Source organism: Burkholderia sp. D-99 (assembly GCF_011605345.1).
Lineage (GTDB): Bacteria > Pseudomonadota > Gammaproteobacteria > Burkholderiales > Burkholderiaceae > Burkholderia.
This window is the reverse complement of the sequence record NZ_JAAOXM010000004.1, coordinates 1-19,071: the sequence shown is the minus strand read 5'-3', so window position 1 is coordinate 19,071 and position 19,071 is coordinate 1. Positions and strand designations below refer to the sequence as shown.

Annotated in this window: 16 protein-coding genes; 14 read left to right on the top strand and 2 right to left on the bottom strand. The window is 67.8% G+C overall.

The window, feature by feature from the left end; genetic code table 11:
* Window positions 1-44 precede the first annotated feature (44 nt).
* On the bottom strand, window positions 45-1,316 hold the full coding sequence (locus HAV18_RS17400; RefSeq protein WP_166957957.1) for an NAD(P)/FAD-dependent oxidoreductase: 1,272 nt from the start codon (window positions 1,314-1,316) through the stop codon (window positions 45-47).
* A 214-nt stretch (window positions 1,317-1,530) separates the two neighbouring features.
* Here HAV18_RS17400 and HAV18_RS17395 point away from each other — a divergent pair, with 214 nt between their 5' ends.
* From HAV18_RS17395 to HAV18_RS17345, 11 genes are all read left to right on the top strand, one after another.
* Window positions 1,531-1,803: a ubiquitin carboxyl-terminal hydrolase 14 gene (locus HAV18_RS17395; RefSeq protein ID WP_166957955.1), complete on the top strand. Its 273-nt coding sequence runs from the start codon at window positions 1,531-1,533 to the stop codon at window positions 1,801-1,803.
* Window positions 1,804-1,937: 134 nt separating this feature from the next.
* Entirely contained in the window at window positions 1,938-2,423 is a 486-nt protein-coding gene (locus HAV18_RS17390; protein WP_166957953.1) for a VOC family protein, read from the top strand.
* Between the two features lies 1 nt (window position 2,424).
* A complete protein-coding gene (locus HAV18_RS17385; RefSeq protein ID WP_166957951.1) occupies window positions 2,425-3,651 on the top strand; it encodes an FAD binding domain-containing protein in 1,227 nt (408 codons plus the stop codon).
* A 71-nt stretch (window positions 3,652-3,722) separates the two neighbouring features.
* Window positions 3,723-4,082 carry a DUF485 domain-containing protein gene (locus HAV18_RS17380; RefSeq protein ID WP_166957949.1) on the top strand — a complete coding sequence of 120 codons (360 nt, stop codon included), beginning with the start codon at window positions 3,723-3,725 and terminating at the stop codon, window positions 4,080-4,082.
* Complete coding sequence (locus tag HAV18_RS17375) at window positions 4,079-5,749, top strand: cation acetate symporter (protein ID WP_166957947.1); 1,671 nt, start codon at window positions 4,079-4,081, stop codon at window positions 5,747-5,749. Before HAV18_RS17380 ends, HAV18_RS17375 begins: the two co-directional genes overlap by 4 nt.
* Before the next feature lie 28 nt (window positions 5,750-5,777).
* Window positions 5,778-6,932, top strand: coding sequence for an amidohydrolase family protein (locus HAV18_RS17370; protein ID WP_243771680.1), 1,155 nt, complete (start codon window positions 5,778-5,780; stop codon window positions 6,930-6,932).
* Window positions 6,933-7,097: 165 nt separating this feature from the next.
* A complete protein-coding gene (locus HAV18_RS17365; protein WP_166957945.1) occupies window positions 7,098-8,222 on the top strand; it encodes an FAD binding domain-containing protein in 1,125 nt (374 codons plus the stop codon).
* A 411-nt stretch (window positions 8,223-8,633) separates the two neighbouring features.
* A complete protein-coding gene (locus HAV18_RS17360; protein ID WP_166957943.1) occupies window positions 8,634-9,914 on the top strand; it encodes a cytochrome c in 1,281 nt (426 codons plus the stop codon).
* Window positions 9,911-10,411, top strand: a complete 501-nt coding sequence (locus tag HAV18_RS17355) for a (2Fe-2S)-binding protein (RefSeq protein ID WP_166957941.1) — start codon at window positions 9,911-9,913, stop codon at window positions 10,409-10,411. The genes HAV18_RS17360 and HAV18_RS17355 overlap by 4 nt, the downstream gene beginning before the upstream one ends.
* The gene (locus HAV18_RS17350) at window positions 10,411-12,672 is read left to right on the top strand and encodes a molybdopterin cofactor-binding domain-containing protein (protein WP_166957939.1); all 2,262 of its coding nucleotides are present in this window, start codon (window positions 10,411-10,413) and stop codon (window positions 12,670-12,672) included. The genes HAV18_RS17355 and HAV18_RS17350 overlap by 1 nt, the downstream gene beginning before the upstream one ends.
* Window positions 12,673-12,747: 75 nt before the next feature.
* Window positions 12,748-13,665, top strand: coding sequence for a LysR family transcriptional regulator (locus HAV18_RS17345; protein WP_166957937.1), 918 nt, complete (start codon window positions 12,748-12,750; stop codon window positions 13,663-13,665).
* A 101-nt stretch (window positions 13,666-13,766) separates the two neighbouring features.
* Here the strand turns inward: HAV18_RS17345 and HAV18_RS17340 are convergent, their stop codons facing one another.
* Window positions 13,767-14,564, bottom strand: coding sequence for an FkbM family methyltransferase (locus HAV18_RS17340; RefSeq protein ID WP_166957935.1), 798 nt, complete (start codon window positions 14,562-14,564; stop codon window positions 13,767-13,769).
* Window positions 14,565-15,141: 577 nt separating this feature from the next.
* Here HAV18_RS17340 and HAV18_RS17335 point away from each other — a divergent pair.
* The 3 genes from HAV18_RS17335 (at window position 15,142) to HAV18_RS17325 (ending at window position 18,968) form a co-directional block, all read left to right on the top strand.
* Complete coding sequence (locus tag HAV18_RS17335; RefSeq protein ID WP_166957933.1) at window positions 15,142-16,266, top strand: FAD-dependent monooxygenase; 1,125 nt, start codon at window positions 15,142-15,144, stop codon at window positions 16,264-16,266.
* Between the two features lie 199 nt (window positions 16,267-16,465).
* Complete coding sequence (locus HAV18_RS17330) at window positions 16,466-17,683, top strand: MFS transporter (protein WP_166957931.1); 1,218 nt, start codon at window positions 16,466-16,468, stop codon at window positions 17,681-17,683.
* Window positions 17,684-17,855: 172 nt separating this feature from the next.
* Window positions 17,856-18,968, top strand: a complete 1,113-nt coding sequence (locus HAV18_RS17325) for an alkene reductase (RefSeq protein ID WP_166957929.1) — start codon at window positions 17,856-17,858, stop codon at window positions 18,966-18,968.
* Window positions 18,969-19,071: the final 103 nt, after the last annotated feature.

Genomic DNA, 19,071 nt, shown 5'->3' with positions numbered 1-19,071 from the left:
GCACCGACGCGCACCGGCGCGGGCCGTCACCCGCGCCGCGCGGTTCAGGTCCCACTCGGCCGGTGCGCGTCCTCGCCGAGGAACCGGTGCACGAACGTCACGGCCATCGCCCCTTCGCCGACCGCCGACGCCACCCGCTTGACCGACCCCGAACGGACGTCGCCCGCCGCGAACGAGCCGGGCACGCTGGTTTCGAGGTAATACGGCCGGCGCTCGAGCGGCCACACGCGCTCGAAGTCCGGGCAGTCGTACAGATCGCTGCCCGTCACCAGGTACCCGCCCGGATTGCGGATGATGTTCGTGTCGCGCGCCCAGTCGGTGTTCGGCGCACCGCCGATGCAGACGAACAGGTGCGTGGCCGGCAGCACGTCGCGCGCGCCGTCTTCCGTGCGCAGCACGATCGCCTCGAGCCGCCCGTCGCCCTGCAGCGCATCGACGGTCGTGCCATAGCGCACCGTCACGTTCGGCATGCGCTCGATCCGGTCGATCAGGTAGCGCGACAGCGTCGCCGCGAGCGACGCACCCCGGACGATCATCGTGACTTCGCGCGCGTGACGCGCGAAGTTCATCACGGCCTGGCCGGCCGAATTACCGCCGCCGACGACGAACACGTGCTTGCCCTCGCACATCGGCGCTTCGCTCGATCCCGCGCCGTAGTACAGGCCCGCGTTGAGAAACTTCGGTTCGTCGGACAGGCCGAGGCTGCGGTATTCGATGCCGGTCGCGCAGATGTTCGAGCGCGCGGTCAGGATCGATCCGTCGGCCATGTCGACGCGGATCTTGCCGTCGACGAACGTCGCGTGCACGCCCTCGCGCATCATCAGCAGCTCGACGCCGAACTTCACCGCCTGCTGGCGCGCGCGCTCCGCCAGCTCGGCGCCCGGAATGCCCTCCGGAAACCCCATGTAGTTCTCGATCAGCGAACTCGTGCCGGCCTGCCCGCCGATCGCGTCGCGCTCGATCACGACGGCCCGCAGCCCCTCGGACGCCGCGTAGACGGCCGCCGACAGGCCGGCCGGGCCGGCGCCGTAAATCGATACGTCGTACTCGATGAAGCGCGGCCGGGCGACCCAGCCGAGCTTCGCGGCGATCTCCGGCAGCGTCGGCTGGTAGATGCAGGTGCCGTCCGGAAAGACGACCACCGGCAGCCGGACGTCGCGCAGCGGCGCGATGCCCAGCTCGCGCACGCAATCGGTGTCGGACGTCAGTTCGCACCATTCGTACTCGACCACGCCGCGCTTCAGGAAGTCGCGGATCGCGTAGGCCTCCTTGCTGTGAGGCAGGCCGATGACCTTGACATGCTGCGACTGCGCCATGAGCGTCTCCCGGTGATCGCGTATCGGATCCCGGCCGGTTCCCGCGCCGGCCGTACGTGTGACTGTACGTCGTCATCCTGTCGCGGCCGCCACGTTTCATAAGAATTAAGGTCCGCGCGCGATGCGCGCCGTCCACAATGAATCGTGTCCCCCCGCTCGCAGCTTCGCGCCGGCCGCGCTGCGAGCCCCCGCGGCGCCGGCATCGGAGCGGAAGATGACCACGACCTGCACCCATCTCGGTGAAGCGCACATCCTGAACACCGACAAGGACTACTGCGAGGAATGCGTGAAGTCCGGCAGCCGATGGGTGCATTTGCGCCTGTGCCTGAGCTGCGGGCACGTCGGCTGTTGCGATTCGTCGCCGAATCGTCACGCCAGCCGGCATTTTCATGAAACGACTCACCCGCTCGCCCGTTCGATCGAGCCCGGCGAGCACTGGGTCTGGTGCTATGCGGACGACGTGATGGCCGGCGAAATCACGCCGTAACGCCCCGCGCACCGGCATCCGGCACCGTTTTCGACCAAGGGTATACACGGTTCGATCGCGGCTTCTTCCCGCCGCTTTTTTCGACTAGTATTTATCGAACGATAACTTATCTATCGATAAACAAGAGGTCCACCATGACTGTATCCAGACTGGCGCACTACTCGATCCGCACGCTCGATCTCGAGCGATCCTGCCGGTTCTACGAACGTGTGCTCGGCTTCAAGCGCGGCTACCGGCCGCCGTTCGACTTTCCCGGCGCATGGCTCTACAAGGGCGGCGACGAAAGCGACTACGGCACGGTCCACATCATCGGCGTCGACCCGGCCAACCCGGACGGGCTCGCGGCCTACCTCGGCGACAAGGCGCTGCCTGCGACGGGCACCGGCACCGTCGATCACATCGCGTTCCTCGCGACCGGCGTCGAGGCGATGTGGGACACGCTGCGCGCCGAAAACGTCGCGTGGCGCGACCGCACGGTGCCGAGCCTCGGGCTGCACCAGGTGTTCGTCGAGGATCCGTCCGGCGTGACGATCGAACTCAACTTCCCTGCCGCCGAAGTCGCGGGGCTGACCCTTCCCGCCGCCGCACCGGCCGGCGACTCCCACGGACACGGAGACTGACATGAACCACAGCACTTCGAGCAAACGCAAGGCCGCGATCGTCGGCGGCTCGCTGGGCGGCCTGTTTGCCGCGAATCTCCTGCTGCGCAACGGCTGGGACGTGGACGTGTTCGAACGGGTGCCCGAGGCGCTGTCGGGCCGCGGCGCCGGCATCGTCACGCACCCCGAACTGTTCGACGTGATGCTCGCCGCGGGCGTGCGCATCGACGCATCGATCGGCGTGAAGGTCGAATCGCGGATCACGCTGGGCCGCGACGGCACCGTCGTGTCGGAACGCAGGATGCCGCAGACGCTTACCGCGTGGAGCAAGATGTACCACGTGCTGCGCGCGGCGCTGCCCGACCAGCACTACCGCGCGGGCGCGGTCGTCACCGACGTCGCGGACGGCCCCGAGCACGCGTCGGTCACGCTGTCCGACGGCTCGGTTGTGCACGCCGACCTGGTCATCGCGGCCGACGGCTTCCGCTCGGCGATCCGCGAGAAATTCCTGCCGGACGCGCGGCTGCAGTACGCGGGTTACGTCGCGTGGCGCGGGCTGGTCGACGAACTCGGGCTGTCGGAGTCCACCCACGCGACGCTGTTCGGGAATTTCGCGTTCGGCCTGCCGCCGCACGAGCAGATCCTCGGTTATCCGGTCGCCGGCCAGGGCAACAGCACGAAGCCGGGCGAGCGCCGCTACAACTACGTGTGGTATCGCGCAACCCGCGAGGACACCGACCTGCCGAACCTGCTGACCGACGCGACCGGCAAGCTGTGGGCGGGCGGCATTCCGCCGACGCTGATCCGGCGCGAAGTCCTCGACGACATGGAAGAAGCCGCTCATGCGCTGCTGGCGCCGCAGTTCGCCGAGGTCGTCGCGCGCGCGACGCAGCCGCTGTTCCAGCCGATCTACGACCTCGAAGTGCCGAACATGGCGTTCGGCCGGATCGCGCTGCTCGGTGACGCCGCGTTCGTCGCGCGGCCGCATTGCGGGATGGGTGTGACGAAGGCCGCCGGCGATGCGCTCGCGCTCGTCACCGCGCTCGCCACGCGCGCCGACACGCTCGACGCGCTGTGCGAATACAGCGAGACGCGCACGGCGTTCGGCGTGGCGATCGTGCAGCACGCGCGCCACCTCGGCGCCTACATGCAGGCGCAACTGAAGAACGACACCGAGCGCGAAATGGCCGAGCGCTATCGCACGCCGGAAGTCGTGATGCGGGAAACCGCCGTTCCGCCGCATTTCTGAGCACGCGCGGGCGCCGTGCGCGACACGCGCGGCGCCCGTCGCCCGGCCATTCCAGACCAGAAGGAGACACCGTGAACCACCCGCTTCCGGCTACCGCCGGCACCGCGCCCGAACCGGCCGCACCGTCACACGCCACGCACCCGCTGCTGCGCGATGCCCGCTTTCGCGAGCACGTCCGGCGCAGAAGGCGGTTCGCCTGGTCGCTGACGTTCGTCATGCTCGCCCTCTATTTCGCGTTCATCCTGACGCTGGCGTTTTCGCCAGCGCTGCTCGGCACGCCGATCGTGCCGGGCCGGCCGACCCCGTGGGGCATCCCGGTCGGGTTCGGCATGTTCGTCGCGACCTTCGCGCTGGTCGCGCTTTACGTGTTCCGCGCCAATGCGGTGCACGACACGATCGTCGCGGCCCTTCGCCACGGAGACGCATCATGAAACGCCTGCTCCTCGCGCTGCTCGCCGCCTGCGGCTGTGCACCGGCGTTCGCGGCCGGCCCCGCCGCGCTCGCGCACGGACACAATCCGGTCGCGATCGGCATGTTCCTGGTATTCGTCGCGTCGACGCTCTTCATCACGCGCTGGGCCGCGCGCAAGAACCATAGCGTGGCCGACCACTACGCGGCGGGCGGCAAGATCACCGCGTTGCAGAACGGCTGGGCGATCGCCGGCGACTACATGTCGGCCGCGTCGCTGCTCGGCATCTCCGCGCTGGTGTTCACGAGCGGCTACGACGGGCTGATCTATTCGGTCGGCTTTCTCGCGAGCTGGCCGATCATCCTGTTCCTGATCGCCGAGCCGCTACGCAACCTCGGCAAGTACACGCTCGCCGACGTCGTGTCGTATCGCCTGCAGCAACGGCCGATCCGTGCGTTCGCCGCGTCGAGCTCGATCGTCATCGTGCTGCTGTATCTCGTGTCGCAGATGGTCGGCGCGGGCAAGCTGGTCGAGCTGCTGTTCGGCCTGAACTACACGGTCGCGGTGCTGATCGTCGGCGTGCTGATGGTCGTCTACGTGTTCTTCGGCGGAATGCTGGCCACCACCTGGATCCAGATCATCAAGGCGGTGCTGCTGCTCGCCGGCGCCGCGTTCATGGCGATCATGGTGCTGAGCCGCTTCGGCTTCAGCCTCGACGCGCTGTTCGCGCAGGCGATTCTGGTCCACCCGAAACACGCGGCCATCATGCGCCCCGGCGGGCTGGTGTCCGATCCGGTCTCGGCCGTGTCGCTCGGCCTCGCGCTGATCTTCGGCACTGCGGGCCTGCCGCACATCCTGATGCGCTTCTTCACGGTCGGCGACGTCAAGGCGGCGCGCAAGAGCATCCTCTATGCGACCGGCATCGTCGGCGCCGGCTACGTGCTGATCATCGTCATCGGCTTCGGCACCATCGCGCTCGTCGCGTCGGATCCGCAATACCACGACGCGTCCGGCGCGATCGCCGGCGGCGCGAACATGGTGGCGATCCACCTCGCGCATGCGGTCGGCGGCAACGTGTTCCTCGGCTTCATCTGCGCGGTCGCGTTCTCGACCATCCTGGCCGTGGTCGCCGGGCTCACGCTCGCGGGTTCGTCGGCGATCTCGCACGACCTCTACGCGAACGTGCTGCGGCGCGGGCACGCGTCCGACCAGGACGAAATGCGCGTGGCGCGCGGCACGACCATCGTGCTCGGCGTGCTCGCGATCCTGCTCGGCATCGCGTTCGAGAAGCAGAACATCGCGTTCATCGTCAGCCTCACGTTCTCGATCGCGGCCAGCTCGAACTTCCCGGTGCTGCTGCTCTCGATCTACTGGCGCGGCCTGACGACGCGCGGCGCGGTGCTGGGCGGCCTGCTCGGGCTCGCCACCGCGGTGACGCTCACCGTGCTGAGCCCGACCGTCTGGGTTCAGGTACTGGGCCACGCGCACGCGATCTATCCGTACGAATATCCGGCGCTGTTCTCGATGGCGGCGGCGTTCGTCGGCGTCTTCGTGTTCTCCGTCACCGATCGCTCGGCGCGCGCTCAACGCGAGCGCGCGCAATTCGACACGCAACTCGTCGCGTGCGAGATGGGCACAACTGCGGGCACGACAACGGGCCTCACAACGGGCATCACGCAACGCGGCTGAGCCGCACGCCACGCACCCTCGATACACCATGAGAGACACCATGCTGAATTGCACCTGCTGCCCGTCGCCGGGACGTCGCCGCCTGCTCGGCGCGCTTGCCGCGTTCGCGGGCACCGCCGTCGCCGGACAGTCCGCGTCGGCCGCCGGCACCGCGAGCACACCGGACGCCCCGGCCACGCCGGCCGCGCTGCCGACGCACCGGCCGCGCTCGATCGACATCCACGCGCATTACTACCCTGAAAGCTTCTGCGACCTGGTCGGCGGCGAAGGCAAGCGCTTCGGCGGTTCGTTCGTGTGCGACGACGCGTCGTTCACGTTCCGCACGCCCGCCGGCGGCCTCGGGCCGCTGCCGATGAAGTTCATCGACATCGATGCGCGGCTCAAGGACATGGATGCGTCCGGCGTCGACGTGCAGGCGCTGTCGCTCAGCGTGCCGATGGCGTACTGGGGCGACCGGCCGTTCAACACGAAGCTCGCGCGCGACTGGAATGCATCCGCGTCGCGCGTCTACCAGCGGCACCCGACGCGCTTCGTCGTGCTCGCAACGCTGCCGATGCTGAACGCGGCCGACGCGATCGACGAGCTCGAACGCGCCGCGCAATTGCCGGGCGTGCGCGGCGTGTACATGGGCACCAACATCGACAACCGCGATCTCGACGATCCGCTGTTCGCGCCCGTGTTTGCCCGCATCGAGCAGCTGGGCCTGCCGGTCTTCCTGCATCCGCAGCAGACGGTCGGCGGCGCGCGGCTCGGCGATTTCTACCTGAGCAACCTGCTCGGCAACCCGTTCGATACCGCGATCGCGGGCTCGCACCTGATCCTCGGCGGCGTGCTCGACCGCTACCCGACGCTGGAAGTCACGTTGCCGCACGCGGGCGGCGCGCTGCCGATCCTGGTCGGGCGTCTCGACGCGGGCTGGACCGTGCGGCCCGAAACCCGCCGGCTCGCGCAAAAGCCCAGCAGCTACCTGCGGCGCTTCAGCTACGACACGGTGTCGCATTCGGGGCCCGTGCTGAACTTCCTGATCGAGAACGTCGGCGTGGACCGGCTCGTGCTCGGCAGCGACTACTGTTTCGACATGGGCTACGAGCAGCCGGTCCGCTTTCTCGACCGTGTCGACCTGAGCGCGCAGCAGCGCACGATGATCCTCGGCGGCAATGCGGGCAAGCTGCTGCGGATCTAGCAGGCGGGCGCGCGGCGTCTTGACCGCCGCGCTTGCACGGTCGGCGCAGCGCGTGGCCGGACATGGCATGATCCGCCGAGCCGTGATGCGCGGGCGCGCGGCGCCGCGCGTCACGACGCCTGGCCGGTGGCGCACGCCACCGGCCGTACACCGGAGTCACCCACGATGAAAATAGTCATTGCAGGCGGATCGATCGCCGGTCTCGCGGCCGCGCTGACGCTCGACTGCGTCGGACACGACGTGACGGTCTGCGAACGCTCGCCGTCGCCGCTGCGCGGCCAGGGCGGCGGTGTGGCCGTATTGCGCCGGATGATGGCGTTTCTCGAACAGCACGGCCGGCATTGCCGCCACGCGATCAGCGTGCCGACGCACCGGCGGCGCTGGATCGATCGCGACGGCAGCGTCACGCGCGACGAGCCCGAGATGCTGCCGTTTTCGTCATGGGACGCCGTCTACCGCTCGCTGTGCGAAACGCTGCCGAGTGGGCACATCCGGTACGGCCGCACGGTCACCGGCTTCGACCAGGACGCGGACGGCGTCGACGTCCATCTCGGCGACGAACGGATCCGTGCGGACGTGCTGATTGCCGCCGACGGTGCCGGCTCGACCCTGCGCGCGCAGCTCTTTCCCGGTTATGCGCCGTCGTTTGCCGGTTACCTCGCGTGGCGCGGGATCGTCGACGAAGCGGATTTCGACGCCGCGTCGATCGCGCCGCTGGTCGAGAACATGACGCTGCACAAGGCGCCGGGCGAGCTGTTCATGGCGTTCCTGATTCCCGCGCTCGACGGCTCGCTCGTACCGGGCACGCGCCGCTTCAACTGGCTGTGGTATCGCAACGAAGCCGATCGCGATGCGCTGCGCCACCACCTGACCGATCGGGTCGGGCATGTCCATCACGCGTCCGTGCATCCGGGGCAACTCGCCGACGACGTCGTCGCGACGCTGCGGCAACTCGCCGGCGAACGCCTGCCCGCCACGCTCGCACAACTGGTTCACGCGACGCGCATGCCGTTCAACCAGGCGATCTTCGATGCGTTGAGCCCCGCGTTCGTCGACGGTCGCGTCGCACTGATCGGCGACGCGGCGTGCACCGTGCGCCCCCACACCGCATCGGGCACGTCGAAGGCCGCGAGCGATGCGGTGTCGCTTGCCGAAGCGCTGCCGACGGATACGACCGATGTTGTCGCGCGCCTCGCGCAATGGTCGGCGCGGCGGCGCGACGAAGTGACGTCGCTGCTCGAAAAGGGTCCGCAACTGGCCGCGGCATTCGGCCTCGGCACGCCGCGCTGACACGGCGACGCCCGTGCCGGGCAAGCGTCTCGGCAGGGTTCAGAACGTTTCAGCGCAGCTTCAGGAAATGGCGCCGGTGCGCGCGTAGACTGCCTCCATCATCCGCCGTGCACACGATGACGCGATTGCGCCCTTGCCTGCGCGGCCTCCCCACACCTGGAGCAACGACATGATCTCCGCCGCGAATCGCTGCCGCCGGGCCGGCTTGTCATGGCCGGATCGCCCGGCGATGCGTCGCCGTCATCCGGCGACGCCGACCGGAACGACCGCCGCCGGCACACGCGCGCCCGGCCTCTCATACCGGCCCGCCCGCGGCGGCAGCCGAATCCACACCGCCGCGCGCGGCCGGCATCCGCTCCATTGCCCCGCCGGTCGAACGAACGCAGGCAAACCGGTTTGCGTGGAGCACGCATGAAGCACAAACGACTCTGGTTCGGCGCGGCCGGCATCGCGGTTGTCGGCCTGGCGATCGCGATCGGCATCATGTTCAAGCCGTCGATTGCGCCGATCGATCCGCCAGCCCGCGCGTCGTTCGATCCGCAACTCGTTCGCGCCGGCGCGCGCGTGGTCGCGCTCGGCGACTGCATCGTGTGTCACACCGCGAAGGACGGCAAACCGTTCGCCGGCGGGCTGCCGCTCGCGACGCCGTTCGGCACGATCTACGCGACCAACATCACGCCGGATGCCGACACCGGTATCGGCCGCTGGTCGCGCGACGCGTTCGCGCGTGCGCTGCGCAGCGGGATCGCCCGCGACGGCCATCCGCTCTACCCGGCGTTTCCGTACATCCACTTCACGCGCATGTCCGACGACGACATCACGGCCGCCTACGCGTACCTGATGACCCGTGAGCCGGTGCAGACGAAAACGCCGCCGAACGAGCTGATCTTTCCGCTGAACTTCCGGCCGCTGGTCGCGTTCTGGAACGTGCTGTTCCTGCGCGAAGGCGCGTACCGGCCCGACCCGTCGCAATCCGCGCAATGGAATCGCGGCAAGCTGCTCGTCGACGGCCTCGGGCACTGCGCGTCGTGCCATTCGCCGCTCAATGCGATCGGCGGCGAACAGGCCGGCAAGGCGTTCGACGGCGGCATCGTCGACGGCTGGGAGGCGCCGCCGCTCAATGCGCTCGGCAACGCGGTCAAGCCGTGGACGCAGGCGCAGCTGGTCACCTACCTGCGCACCGGCCGCGCGAACGAGCACGGCGCGGCGGCCGGCCCGATGCTGCCCGTCACGCGCGATCTCGCGACCGTCCCGCAGGAGGACGTCGAGGCGATCGCCGCGTACATCCTGTCGATCCAGAAGCCGGCCGCAACAAGGCCCGCGACCGCCGGTGCCGGACACGGCCCGACGACGCCCGCCGGCCAGCGCGGCGCGGTGCTGTTCCAGGCGTCGTGCGCGCAGTGCCACGGGCCGGTGTCGCCAATGCAGTCGATCGGCGAGCGGCCGACGCTCGCGTTCAGCACGGCGGTCGCCGCCGATACGCCGCGCAACGCGATCCAGATGATGTTCAACGGGATCGGCTGGCACGGCGAAGACACGCTGAACTACATGCCGTCGTTCATCGACCAGTACGACGACGCGCAGATCGCGGACCTCGCCGCGTACCTGCGCGAAGCGTACTCCGATCGTCCCGCATGGAGCGGCGTCGACACCCTGGCCGCGAAACTCAGAAAGGAGGACAGCGCGCGATGATCACCCTCACCGTCAACGGCGTGCGGCACACGCTCGACATCGATCCGTCCACGCCGCTGCTGTACGCGCTGCGCAACGACCTGCACCTGCACGGCGCGAAGTTCGGCTGCGGCCTCGGGCAATGCGGCGCATGCACCGTGATCGTCGACGACAAGCCGATGTTCTCGTGCCTGATTCCGGTGGCCGCGCTCGGCGAGCGCCGCGTGCGGACCCTCGAAAGCCTCGGCACCGCCGAGCATCCGGGCAAGCTGCAGCAGGCGTTCATCGATCACCAGGCCGCGCAGTGCGGGTATTGCATCGCGGGGATGATCATGCGCGCGCAGGCGCTGCTCGAACGCAACCCGAAGCCCACCGAACGCGAACTGCGCGCGCAGATGGAACCGAACCTGTGCCGCTGCGGCACCCACATGCGGATCCTCGCGGCGATCCGCCAGGTCGCCGGCCTGCCGGACCCGGAGCCGGCCGGCGCGCCCGTCATGATCAGCAAGGGACTCTGATGAACCCACCCGACGACATCGACGAAGGCCGCCGGCACTTCATGGTCTCCGGCGCGCTCTTCGTCGCGTTCAGTCTCGCGCCGGTCACGCGTGCCGCCGCGCAGCTCGTGATCGCGGACGAAGGCGCCGCCGTCCACGTCGGCAAGGCGACCGAAACGCTGGCCGGCAGCCTGAAGACCAACCCGCTGCTGGACGCGTGGATCAAGATCACGCCCGAAGGCAAGGTCACCGTGTTCACCGGCAAGGTCGAGCTCGGCACCGGCGTGCGTACCGCGTTGCTGCAGGTGGCGGCCGAGGAGCTGAACATGAAGCCCTCGCTGATCACGTTCCTGACGGCCGACACCGGCGCGTCGCCGGACGAGGGCCTGACGGCCGGCAGCCACACGATGGCCGACAGCGGCTCCGCGTTGCTGAACGCGGCCGCGCAGGTGCGCGGGCTGCTGGTGGACGGCGCGGCGAAGCAGTTCGGCGTCGATCCGCGCACGCTCACCGTCGCCGATGCGGTGATCAAGGCGCAGGACGGCCGCACGATGCGCTACGGCGACGCGGTGCGCACGGTCGACCTGCACCGCAGCGCCACGCCGACGTCGCCGCTGAAGCCGCCGGCCACGTTCTCGGTGATCGGCACGTCGCTGCCGCGCGTCGACATTCCGAACAAGGTCACGGGCGGCGTCAGCTACGTGCAGGACATGGCACTGCCCGACATGCTGCATGCGCGTGTCGTGATGCCGCCCGTGTACGACGCGAAGCTGCTGTCGTTCGACGAAGCCGCGATCCTGAAGATGCCGGGCGTCGTGCGGATCGTGCGCAACGGCAGCCTCCTCGCGGTCGTCGCGCGCGGCGAATGGCAGGCGGTCGTCGCGCAGCGCGCGCTGGCCGCCGGCAGCCGCTGGTCGCCCGGCCGCGCGCTGCCCGAGCGCGACACGGTGCACCAGGACCTGAAGCGGATCGCGACGCAGCGCATCGAGATCGCGAACACGAAGGGCGACACCGCACCGGCGACGAAGACCCTCTCCGCGACGTTCCTGAAGAACTACCTGCTGCACGGCTCGATCGGGCCGTCGTGTGCGGTCGCGCATCTCGAGAACGGCATGCTGACCGTGTGGACCCACTCGCAGGGCGTGTATCCGCTGCGCGACGCGCTCGCCGAAATGCTGTCGATGCCGAAGACGAGCGTGCGCTGCATCCATACCGAAGGCTCCGGCTGCTACGGGCACAACGGCGCGGACGACGTGGCCGCGCATGCGGCGCTGATCGCGGCGGCGCTGCCCGGCAAGCCGATCCGCGTGCAATGGATGCGCGAGCAGGAACATACGTGGGACCACTTCACGCCCGCGATGGTCACGGAGCTCAGCGCGTCGCTCGACGCGAGCGGCCGTATCGTCGACTGGAACTACGCGCTGTGGAGCAGCTCGCACAACGAGCGGATCGTCAATGCCGGCCGGCTGCTGCCCGCGCGGATGCTCGAGCCGCCGTTCGTGTCCGCGCCGTCGACGCCGATGCTGCAGCCCGAAGGCGGCGGCGATCGCAACGCGATTCCGCTGTACGCGCTGCCGACCATGCACATCGTCAACAACTTCTCGCCGACGATGCCGCTGCAGACCTCGGCGATGCGCTCGCTCGGCGCGCACACCAACGTGTGGGCAATCGAGAGCTTCATGGACGAGCTGGCGCACGCCGCCGGCGTCGATCCGGTCGAATTCCGGCTGCGGCACATGCAGGACCACCGTGCACGCCAGGTGATCCAGCTCGTCGCGACGAAGTTCGGCTGGCCGCGGCCGCCGCGCGAACGCAATCGTGGCGTCGGCTTCGCGTTCGGCCGCTACAAGAACCTGATGGCCTACGTCGCGATGGCGATCGAGATCACGGTCGTGCCGGAAACGGGCCAGGTGACGCTCGACCGCGCGGAAGTGGCCGTCGACGCCGGCCAGGTCGTGTCGCCGGACGGCATCCGCAACCAGATCGAAGGCGGCATCGTGCAGGCCGCGAGCTGGACACTGTACGAGGCGCTGAAATACGATACGCAGCGCATCCGCAGCTTTGACTGGAGCAGCTACCCGATCCTGCGTTTCGGCGCGGCGCCGCAAAGCATCAAGGTGCACCTGATCAACCGTCCCGGCGCGCCGTTCCTCGGTGCGGCCGAAGCGTCGATGGGGCCGACCGCGGGTGCGCTGGCCAATGCGATCTTCGATGCGACCGGCCAGCGGCTGCGCGAAATGCCGTTTGCAGGCGACGGGCTCAGGAAGCGCATCGACGCGTAGCGGCGGCACCTCAACAAAAAAGCCGCGCCGGCACAGACCGGCGCCGGCAACGAACAGGTTGGAGATTTCTCAACGATGGATACCTTGCTTTCGATGCGCGTATTCACGCGCATCGTCGAGACGGGCAGCTTCACGCGCGCGTCCGACACGACCGGGCTGACGACGCCGCGCGTGTCCGCGCTGCTCAGCACGCTCGAACAGCATCTCGGCTGCCGGCTGCTGAACCGCACCACCCGCCGGATCTCGCTGACCGAGGACGGGCAGGCCTACTACGAGCGCTGCGTCGGCGTGCTGCGTGAAATCGCCGACATGGAAGCGGCCGTCTCGCAGGCGCGCAACGTGCCGCGCGGCCGCCTGAAAGTGAACCTGCCGCCGGCGATGGCCAAGCAGATCATGGTGCCCGCGCTGCCCGAATTTCTCGCCGCGAATCCGGGCATCTCGGTCGAACTCGGCGTGACCGACCGCCAGATCGACCTGGTCGGCGAAGGCGTCGACTGCGTCGTGCGCGTCGGCGCGCTCGACGATTCGGGGCTGGTCGCGAAACGGATCGGCAGCCTGACCACCTGCACGTGCGCGGCGCCCGCGTATCTCGAACGCTGCGGCGCGCCTGAAACGGTCGACGATCTCACGCAACACATCGCGGTCAGCCACATCTCGGCCGACACGGGCCGGCCGCGGCCGTGGGACTACGTGGTCGACGGCGAAACGCGCATCATGCAGATGTGCGGCACCGTCGCGGTCAACGACGCCGACACCTACATCGCGTGCGGCGTCGCCGGCATCGGCCTGATCAAGACCTCGCTGTACCTGGTCGAGCCGTACCTGCAATCGGGGCGCCTGCGCGAGGTGCTGACGGATTTCAACACGCCGCCGCGGCCGATCTCGATCCTATATCCGCCCAACCGGCATACACCCGTCAAGCTCAAGATCTTCGTCGACTGGCTCGCCGGACTGTTTGCGCAGATTCCGACGCTGCAGGGCCAGCGCCGCTGAAGCACGCAGTCGACGGGGTCCCAACTACCTTACCGATCGCGTCCTGTGCCTGACGTGACGCTGTCAAGGGAATCCGACCCGGCATTCTCCGAGGACGGCAATCAGCCCTGACCGTCAAGCAGGCGGTGGACATCCTCCGATATCGGATCACCGCTCGAGATCGCGAGTATGTTGGGGCCGAGGTCATGGATTTCGTACTGGAGATCGACCAACGTCTGATACATCCTGCCGGAATTCGACTTGATCTTTTCGATGAACATGATCGGACGAGAAGCGTTCAATGTTTCCAATGCACCATCAATGACGGCCTCCTCCATGCCTTCGACGTCGATTTTTATGAGGTCGACATTCGATTGTCCCAAGGAATCAAGCGTAATTAACGGAACATCATATCCGCAGTCGTAATCAATCCGCTGCCCGATATCTTCATTGACAGAACTCCTGACAAGCTCGAGGCTTCCAAAGCTTGATTTTTTATGATAATCAACGAATGGTATTCTCAATAATCCATTTTCTCCGCCGATCGCAACATTTTTCGCATCGACATTGAAACAATTATTGATGGCAATATTCCCGCATAGCGCATAGTACACCGTTCTCTGCGCCTCAATCGAGATAACACTTCCTGCTTCGCCAAGTACCCGTGCAAACTCAATCGTGTGCACTCCGATATTGGCGCCGCAGTCGATTGCGATAACCGGACGTCTGCCATCCGCCTTGCGCTTCTTTAGTTTCAGAATCGATGTCAGTAATTCAACATCACTCGTATAAAAACCTCCAGTTTCCAGGATATTCCATCCCACACCATAATTTCCATATTCTACGTTATGGTTTTCGTCGTTCCTGTTGACGATAAGCATCCCGTGACTCGTTGACGCCAAGATGTAAGCAATTTTCATGAACACCTCTTGCCGAAATTAAATTCACCTACCCGTGACAAAAAATTCTAATAATACATGATTGAATTCGCAACGATTTTGATGCCAATATCTTCACAAACGTGACCGGTACCGCGCCTGGCGTCGTTTTGCATGCCTCCTGCGATTGTCAGTCCAGGCTTGAATCGTTCTTGTCAGCCGATTGACTGCACATCAGATTCACGATTCGGGCTTTGCAGGCAGGTCAGCCTGCAAAGGGCGCCGTACAAGGCTCATGCCGGAACGGCTGTGTCAGCATCTCGGTACACAACTGTGCATCGCCCCGCCTGACATGGGTACGTTGCTCGCGCGGTACGACGGCCCACTGACACGCTCGCCGACCACCAGAAGCTCGCCTACGAAGCACTCGGATTCCGACCTATGGCCGAGCACCAGCGGCATTGTGTCGTCCTCCGACTCAACACCGCCGCGCGCACCGCAGAAATCAAGTGATTTAAGACGCGGTTTAGGACTATTCAGTCGGCTCGATCCAGACTGCTCTCATGGGGCTTCGCTACCCGCGATATCCGCGCCGGAAGCCCGTTTCGAGAGGCGCATCATGAAGATCGCGATCGCCGGCGGCTCCATCACGGGCCTGGCCGCCGCCGTCACGCTGAATTGCATCGGTCACGAGGTCGTCGTCCATGAGCGCCGCGACCGGCGCGTGCCCGATCATGGCGGCGGTGTCGCGGTACTGCGCCGCATGACGGCATTTCTCGACGCGCACGGCGGCCAGCGGCTGTCGATCGCGACGGTCCCGACGCGCCGCCGGCGCTGGATCGACCGCGCGGGCGGAATCGTCGACGACGCGTGCCAATGGCTGCCGTTTTCGTCGTGGGACATCGTCTATCGCGCGCTGTGCGCGATGCTGCCGGACGGGATGATCCGCTACGACAGCCCGGTGACGGTCGAGCACCGCGACCCGGACGGTGTCGACTTGCAGATCGGCGCGACGCGCGAGCGGGTGGACCTGCTCGTCGCCGCGGAAGGCGCGGGCTCGCGGATCCGCACAGCGCTGTTTCCCGGCTACGCGCCGCGCTATGCCGGCTACTTCGCGTGGCGCGGCGTCGTCGACGAAGCCGCGTTCGATGCGGGGACCATCGAAATGCTCGTCGAGAACCTGACGCTCTACCGGCAGCCCGGCGAACTGTTCATGGCGTTCCAGATTCCCGCCGCCGACGGCATGCCGGGGCCTCGCGCGCAACGCTTCAACTGGATCTGGTACCGCTCCGAAGCAAACCTCGACACGTTGCGCGGCCATCTGGCCGACCTCGGCGGCCGCCTGCACGACGCGTCGGCCGAACCGGGCCTGTTGTCGACGCGCGCACACGCCGCGCTCGGCGCACTCGCGCGCGAGCGTCTGCCGCCGGTGCTGTCGCAACTGGTCGAGGCGACCGCCGCGCCGTCCGTCCAGGCCGTCTTCGATGTCTTCAGCCCCGCTTTCGCCAACGGCCGCATCGCGCTCGTCGGCGACGCGGCCTGCACGCTGCGGCCCCATACGGCATCCGGCATGTCGAAGGCCCTCGCCGACGCGGTCACCCTCGCGCAGGCACTGCCGTCGGGCGCGCACGACGTTACGAGACGCACGGCATCCTGGGCGGCCGCGCGCCGGGTCGCGTCGGCCGGCCTCGCCGACGCCGGCGTGCGGTTCGCGACCGATCTCGGCCTCGGCGCATGCGCATGAACCCGGCTGCGGTCCGACCCCTTTGCGTGGCGCGCAAAGCTCGATTGCGCACCGGGCGTATTCCCTTGTTATCGATCGATCAATAATCTTGACGGCAATGCGGCGGCTTCCGTTGCGCCGCGTCGAACACCCGAACACCCAACAACGCCACGCCCGCCCGACGACCGGGCACCCGACATCTCTTTCGAAGGAGTCGACCATGTCAGCAGAATCCACCCCGCTCGCGCCCCACGGGCACGCGGCCAAGCTCACGCAGGGCCTCATCATGCTGTTCGCGTTCAGTTGCGGCGCGATCGTCGCGAACCTGTACTACGCGCAACCGATCACCGAACTCATCGCGCCGAGCCTGCACATGTCCGGCGGAACCGCGAGCCTGATCGTGTCGCTGACGCAGATCGGCTACGCGTTCGGTCTGTTCTTCATCGTGCCGCTCGGCGACCTGCTCGAGAACCGCAAGCTGATGATCATCACCGCCGTCGTGTCGATCGCGAGCCTCGCGGCGGCGGCCGTCGTGCAGACGCCCGGGCTGTTCCTCGCGATCTCGCTGCTGATCGGCTTCAGTTCGGTCGCGGTGCAGATCCTGGTGCCGCTCGCCGCGCACCTCGCGCCCGATCATTCGCGCGGCCGGGTGGTCGGCACGATCATGGGCGGGCTGCTGCTCGGCATCCTGCTCGCGCGCCCGCTGTCGAGCGTGGTGGCCGACGCGTTCGGCTGGCGCTTCGTGTTCGCGGCCGCCGCGGTGCTGATGACGCTCGTGACCGCCGTGCTCGCGCTGACGATCCCGTCGCGCCAGCCCGATCACCGCGCCACCTACTTCGAGCTGATCGGTTCGCTGCTGCACCTGGTTCGCACGATGCCGGTGCTGCGCCATCGCGCGTTCTACCAGGGCCTGATGTTCGCGTCGTTCAGCCTGTTCTGGACCGCCGTGCCGGTCGAACTCACGCGTCACTACGGCCTGTCGCAATCAGCCATCGGCCTGTTCGCGCTGGTCGGGGCGATCGGCGCGACGTCGGCACCGGTCGCGGGCCGCCTCGCGGATGCCGGCCACGGCGTGCGGGCGACGCTGATCGCGCTGATCGCCGGCGCGCTGTCATACGCGGTCGCGCTGATCCACGGCGCCGGCCTGTATGGCCTCGTCGTCACCGGCATCGTGCTCGACTTCGCGGTGCAGATGAACATGGTGCTCGGCCAGCGCGAGATCTATGCGCTGCACGCGGCCAGCCGCAACCGCCTGAATGCGCTGTACATGACGAGCATCTTCGTCGGCGGTGCGATCGGCTCCGCGCTCGCGAGCCCGCTGTACGAACACGGCGGCTGGCCGCTCGTGGCCGCGGTTGCCGGCACGTTCCCGATCATCGCGCTCGCCCACTACCTCGTGATCGGGCGTCCGCACGCACGACGCCACGCACAGTCCTGAACCGGCGCCGGCACCGGTTCACGCGCGACGCCCCCCGGGGCCGCTCGCGCGCCGGAACGCTGCCGGCACGTCACCCCTGTCTTTCCCGAACTATCCGCAGGGCGCGCCGCCTGACCGGTCGCTGTCACGCGACACGCGGCACCGCCCTGCCTCACGCAAAAAGGAATCCATCATGTCTACCCTGCTCAGCCACTACGACCTGCGCGGCCTGCCGCTTCCCAACCGTGTCGTGATGGGGCCGATGACGCGCTCGCGCGCGCCGTCGCGCGGCCAGCCGACCGAACTGATGGCCGAGTACTACGCGCAGCGCGCGTCCGCCGGCCTGATCGTGACCGAGGCGACCAACGTCAGCCCGGCTTCCGCATCGTTCGAACTGACGCCGGGGCTCGTCACCGACCAGCAGGCGGCCGGCTGGAAGCAGATCACGGACGCCGTGCATGCGAACGGCGGCCGCATCTTCGCGCAGCTGTGGCACGGCGGCCGCGTGAGCTCGCTGACGCTGCTCGGCGGCGACGCGCCGCTGTCGCCGTCCGGCGTCAACGACGATCTCGAGCAATTGCAGGTGTGGGCGCAGCTGCAGAACGGCTATTACACGAAGATTCACGCGACGCCGTCGCGTGCAATGACGACGGACGAGGTGGCCGACACGGTCGACGAATTCCGCGACGCGGCCATCCGCGCGATGGCGGCCGGCTTCGACGGCGTCGAGCTCCACGCGGCCAACGGCTACCTGCCGCACCAGTTCCTGTCGTCGACGCTGAACCGCCGCGACGACCGGTACGGCGGCTCGGTCGCGAACCGTGCGCGCTTCCTCGAGGAGATCGTCGACGCGGTCGGCGGCGTGATGCCGCTCAGCCGCGTGGGCGTGCGCATCTCGCCGTACGCGAAGTACAACAACGTGCGCGACGCGGATCCGGATACGACGTACGCCTACGTCGGCCGCATGCTCGACGAAGCCGGCGTCGCGTACGTGCACGCGGCGGACACCAACGGCTGGAGCGGCGAACCCGACCTGCCGCGCATCGTCGCGAACACGCGCAAGCACTTCGGCGGCACGCTGATCGTCAACGGCGGCATCGCACCGGATGCCGCCCACGCGCTGATCGACACGGGTGACGCCGATCTCGTCGCGTTCACGCGCGCGTACATCGCGAACCCCGACCTCGTCGAACGCATCGCGGCGAACGCGCCGCTCGCCGCGCCGAAGGCGGTCGGCTGGTACGGCGGCGACCGCGCGGGCTACGTCGACTATGCGCGTCACGATGCGGCGGGGGTCAGTGCTTGAGTGCTTGAGTGCTTGAGTGCTTGAGTGCCTGAGCGTTTGGGCGTTTGGGCGTTTGGGCGTTTGGGCGTTTGGGCGTTTGGGCGTTTGGGCGTTTGGGCGTTTG

What these genes read in the sequence shown, in the direction of transcription:
- HAV18_RS17330 (WP_166957931.1), top strand. Translation starts at nt 16,466, where the DNA reads ATGTCAGCAGAATCCACCCCGCTCGCGCCCCACGGGCACGCGGCCAAG.
- HAV18_RS17400 (WP_166957957.1), bottom strand. Translation starts at nt 1,316, where the DNA reads ATGGCGCAGTCGCAGCATGTCAAGGTCATCGGCCTGCCTCACAGCAAG.
- HAV18_RS17325 (WP_166957929.1), top strand. Translation starts at nt 17,856, where the DNA reads ATGTCTACCCTGCTCAGCCACTACGACCTGCGCGGCCTGCCGCTTCCC.
- HAV18_RS17385 (WP_166957951.1), top strand. Translation starts at nt 2,425, where the DNA reads ATGAACCACAGCACTTCGAGCAAACGCAAGGCCGCGATCGTCGGCGGC.
- HAV18_RS17390 (WP_166957953.1), top strand. Translation starts at nt 1,938, where the DNA reads ATGACTGTATCCAGACTGGCGCACTACTCGATCCGCACGCTCGATCTC.
- HAV18_RS17355 (WP_166957941.1), top strand. Translation starts at nt 9,911, where the DNA reads ATGATCACCCTCACCGTCAACGGCGTGCGGCACACGCTCGACATCGAT.
- HAV18_RS17360 (WP_166957943.1), top strand. Translation starts at nt 8,634, where the DNA reads ATGAAGCACAAACGACTCTGGTTCGGCGCGGCCGGCATCGCGGTTGTC.
- HAV18_RS17375 (WP_166957947.1), top strand. Translation starts at nt 4,079, where the DNA reads ATGAAACGCCTGCTCCTCGCGCTGCTCGCCGCCTGCGGCTGTGCACCG.
- HAV18_RS17370 (WP_243771680.1), top strand. Translation starts at nt 5,778, where the DNA reads ATGAGAGACACCATGCTGAATTGCACCTGCTGCCCGTCGCCGGGACGT.
- HAV18_RS17350 (WP_166957939.1), top strand. Translation starts at nt 10,411, where the DNA reads ATGAACCCACCCGACGACATCGACGAAGGCCGCCGGCACTTCATGGTC.
- HAV18_RS17335 (WP_166957933.1), top strand. Translation starts at nt 15,142, where the DNA reads ATGAAGATCGCGATCGCCGGCGGCTCCATCACGGGCCTGGCCGCCGCC.
- HAV18_RS17340 (WP_166957935.1), bottom strand. Translation starts at nt 14,564, where the DNA reads ATGAAAATTGCTTACATCTTGGCGTCAACGAGTCACGGGATGCTTATC.
- HAV18_RS17365 (WP_166957945.1), top strand. Translation starts at nt 7,098, where the DNA reads ATGAAAATAGTCATTGCAGGCGGATCGATCGCCGGTCTCGCGGCCGCG.
- HAV18_RS17345 (WP_166957937.1), top strand. Translation starts at nt 12,748, where the DNA reads ATGGATACCTTGCTTTCGATGCGCGTATTCACGCGCATCGTCGAGACG.
- HAV18_RS17395 (WP_166957955.1), top strand. Translation starts at nt 1,531, where the DNA reads ATGACCACGACCTGCACCCATCTCGGTGAAGCGCACATCCTGAACACC.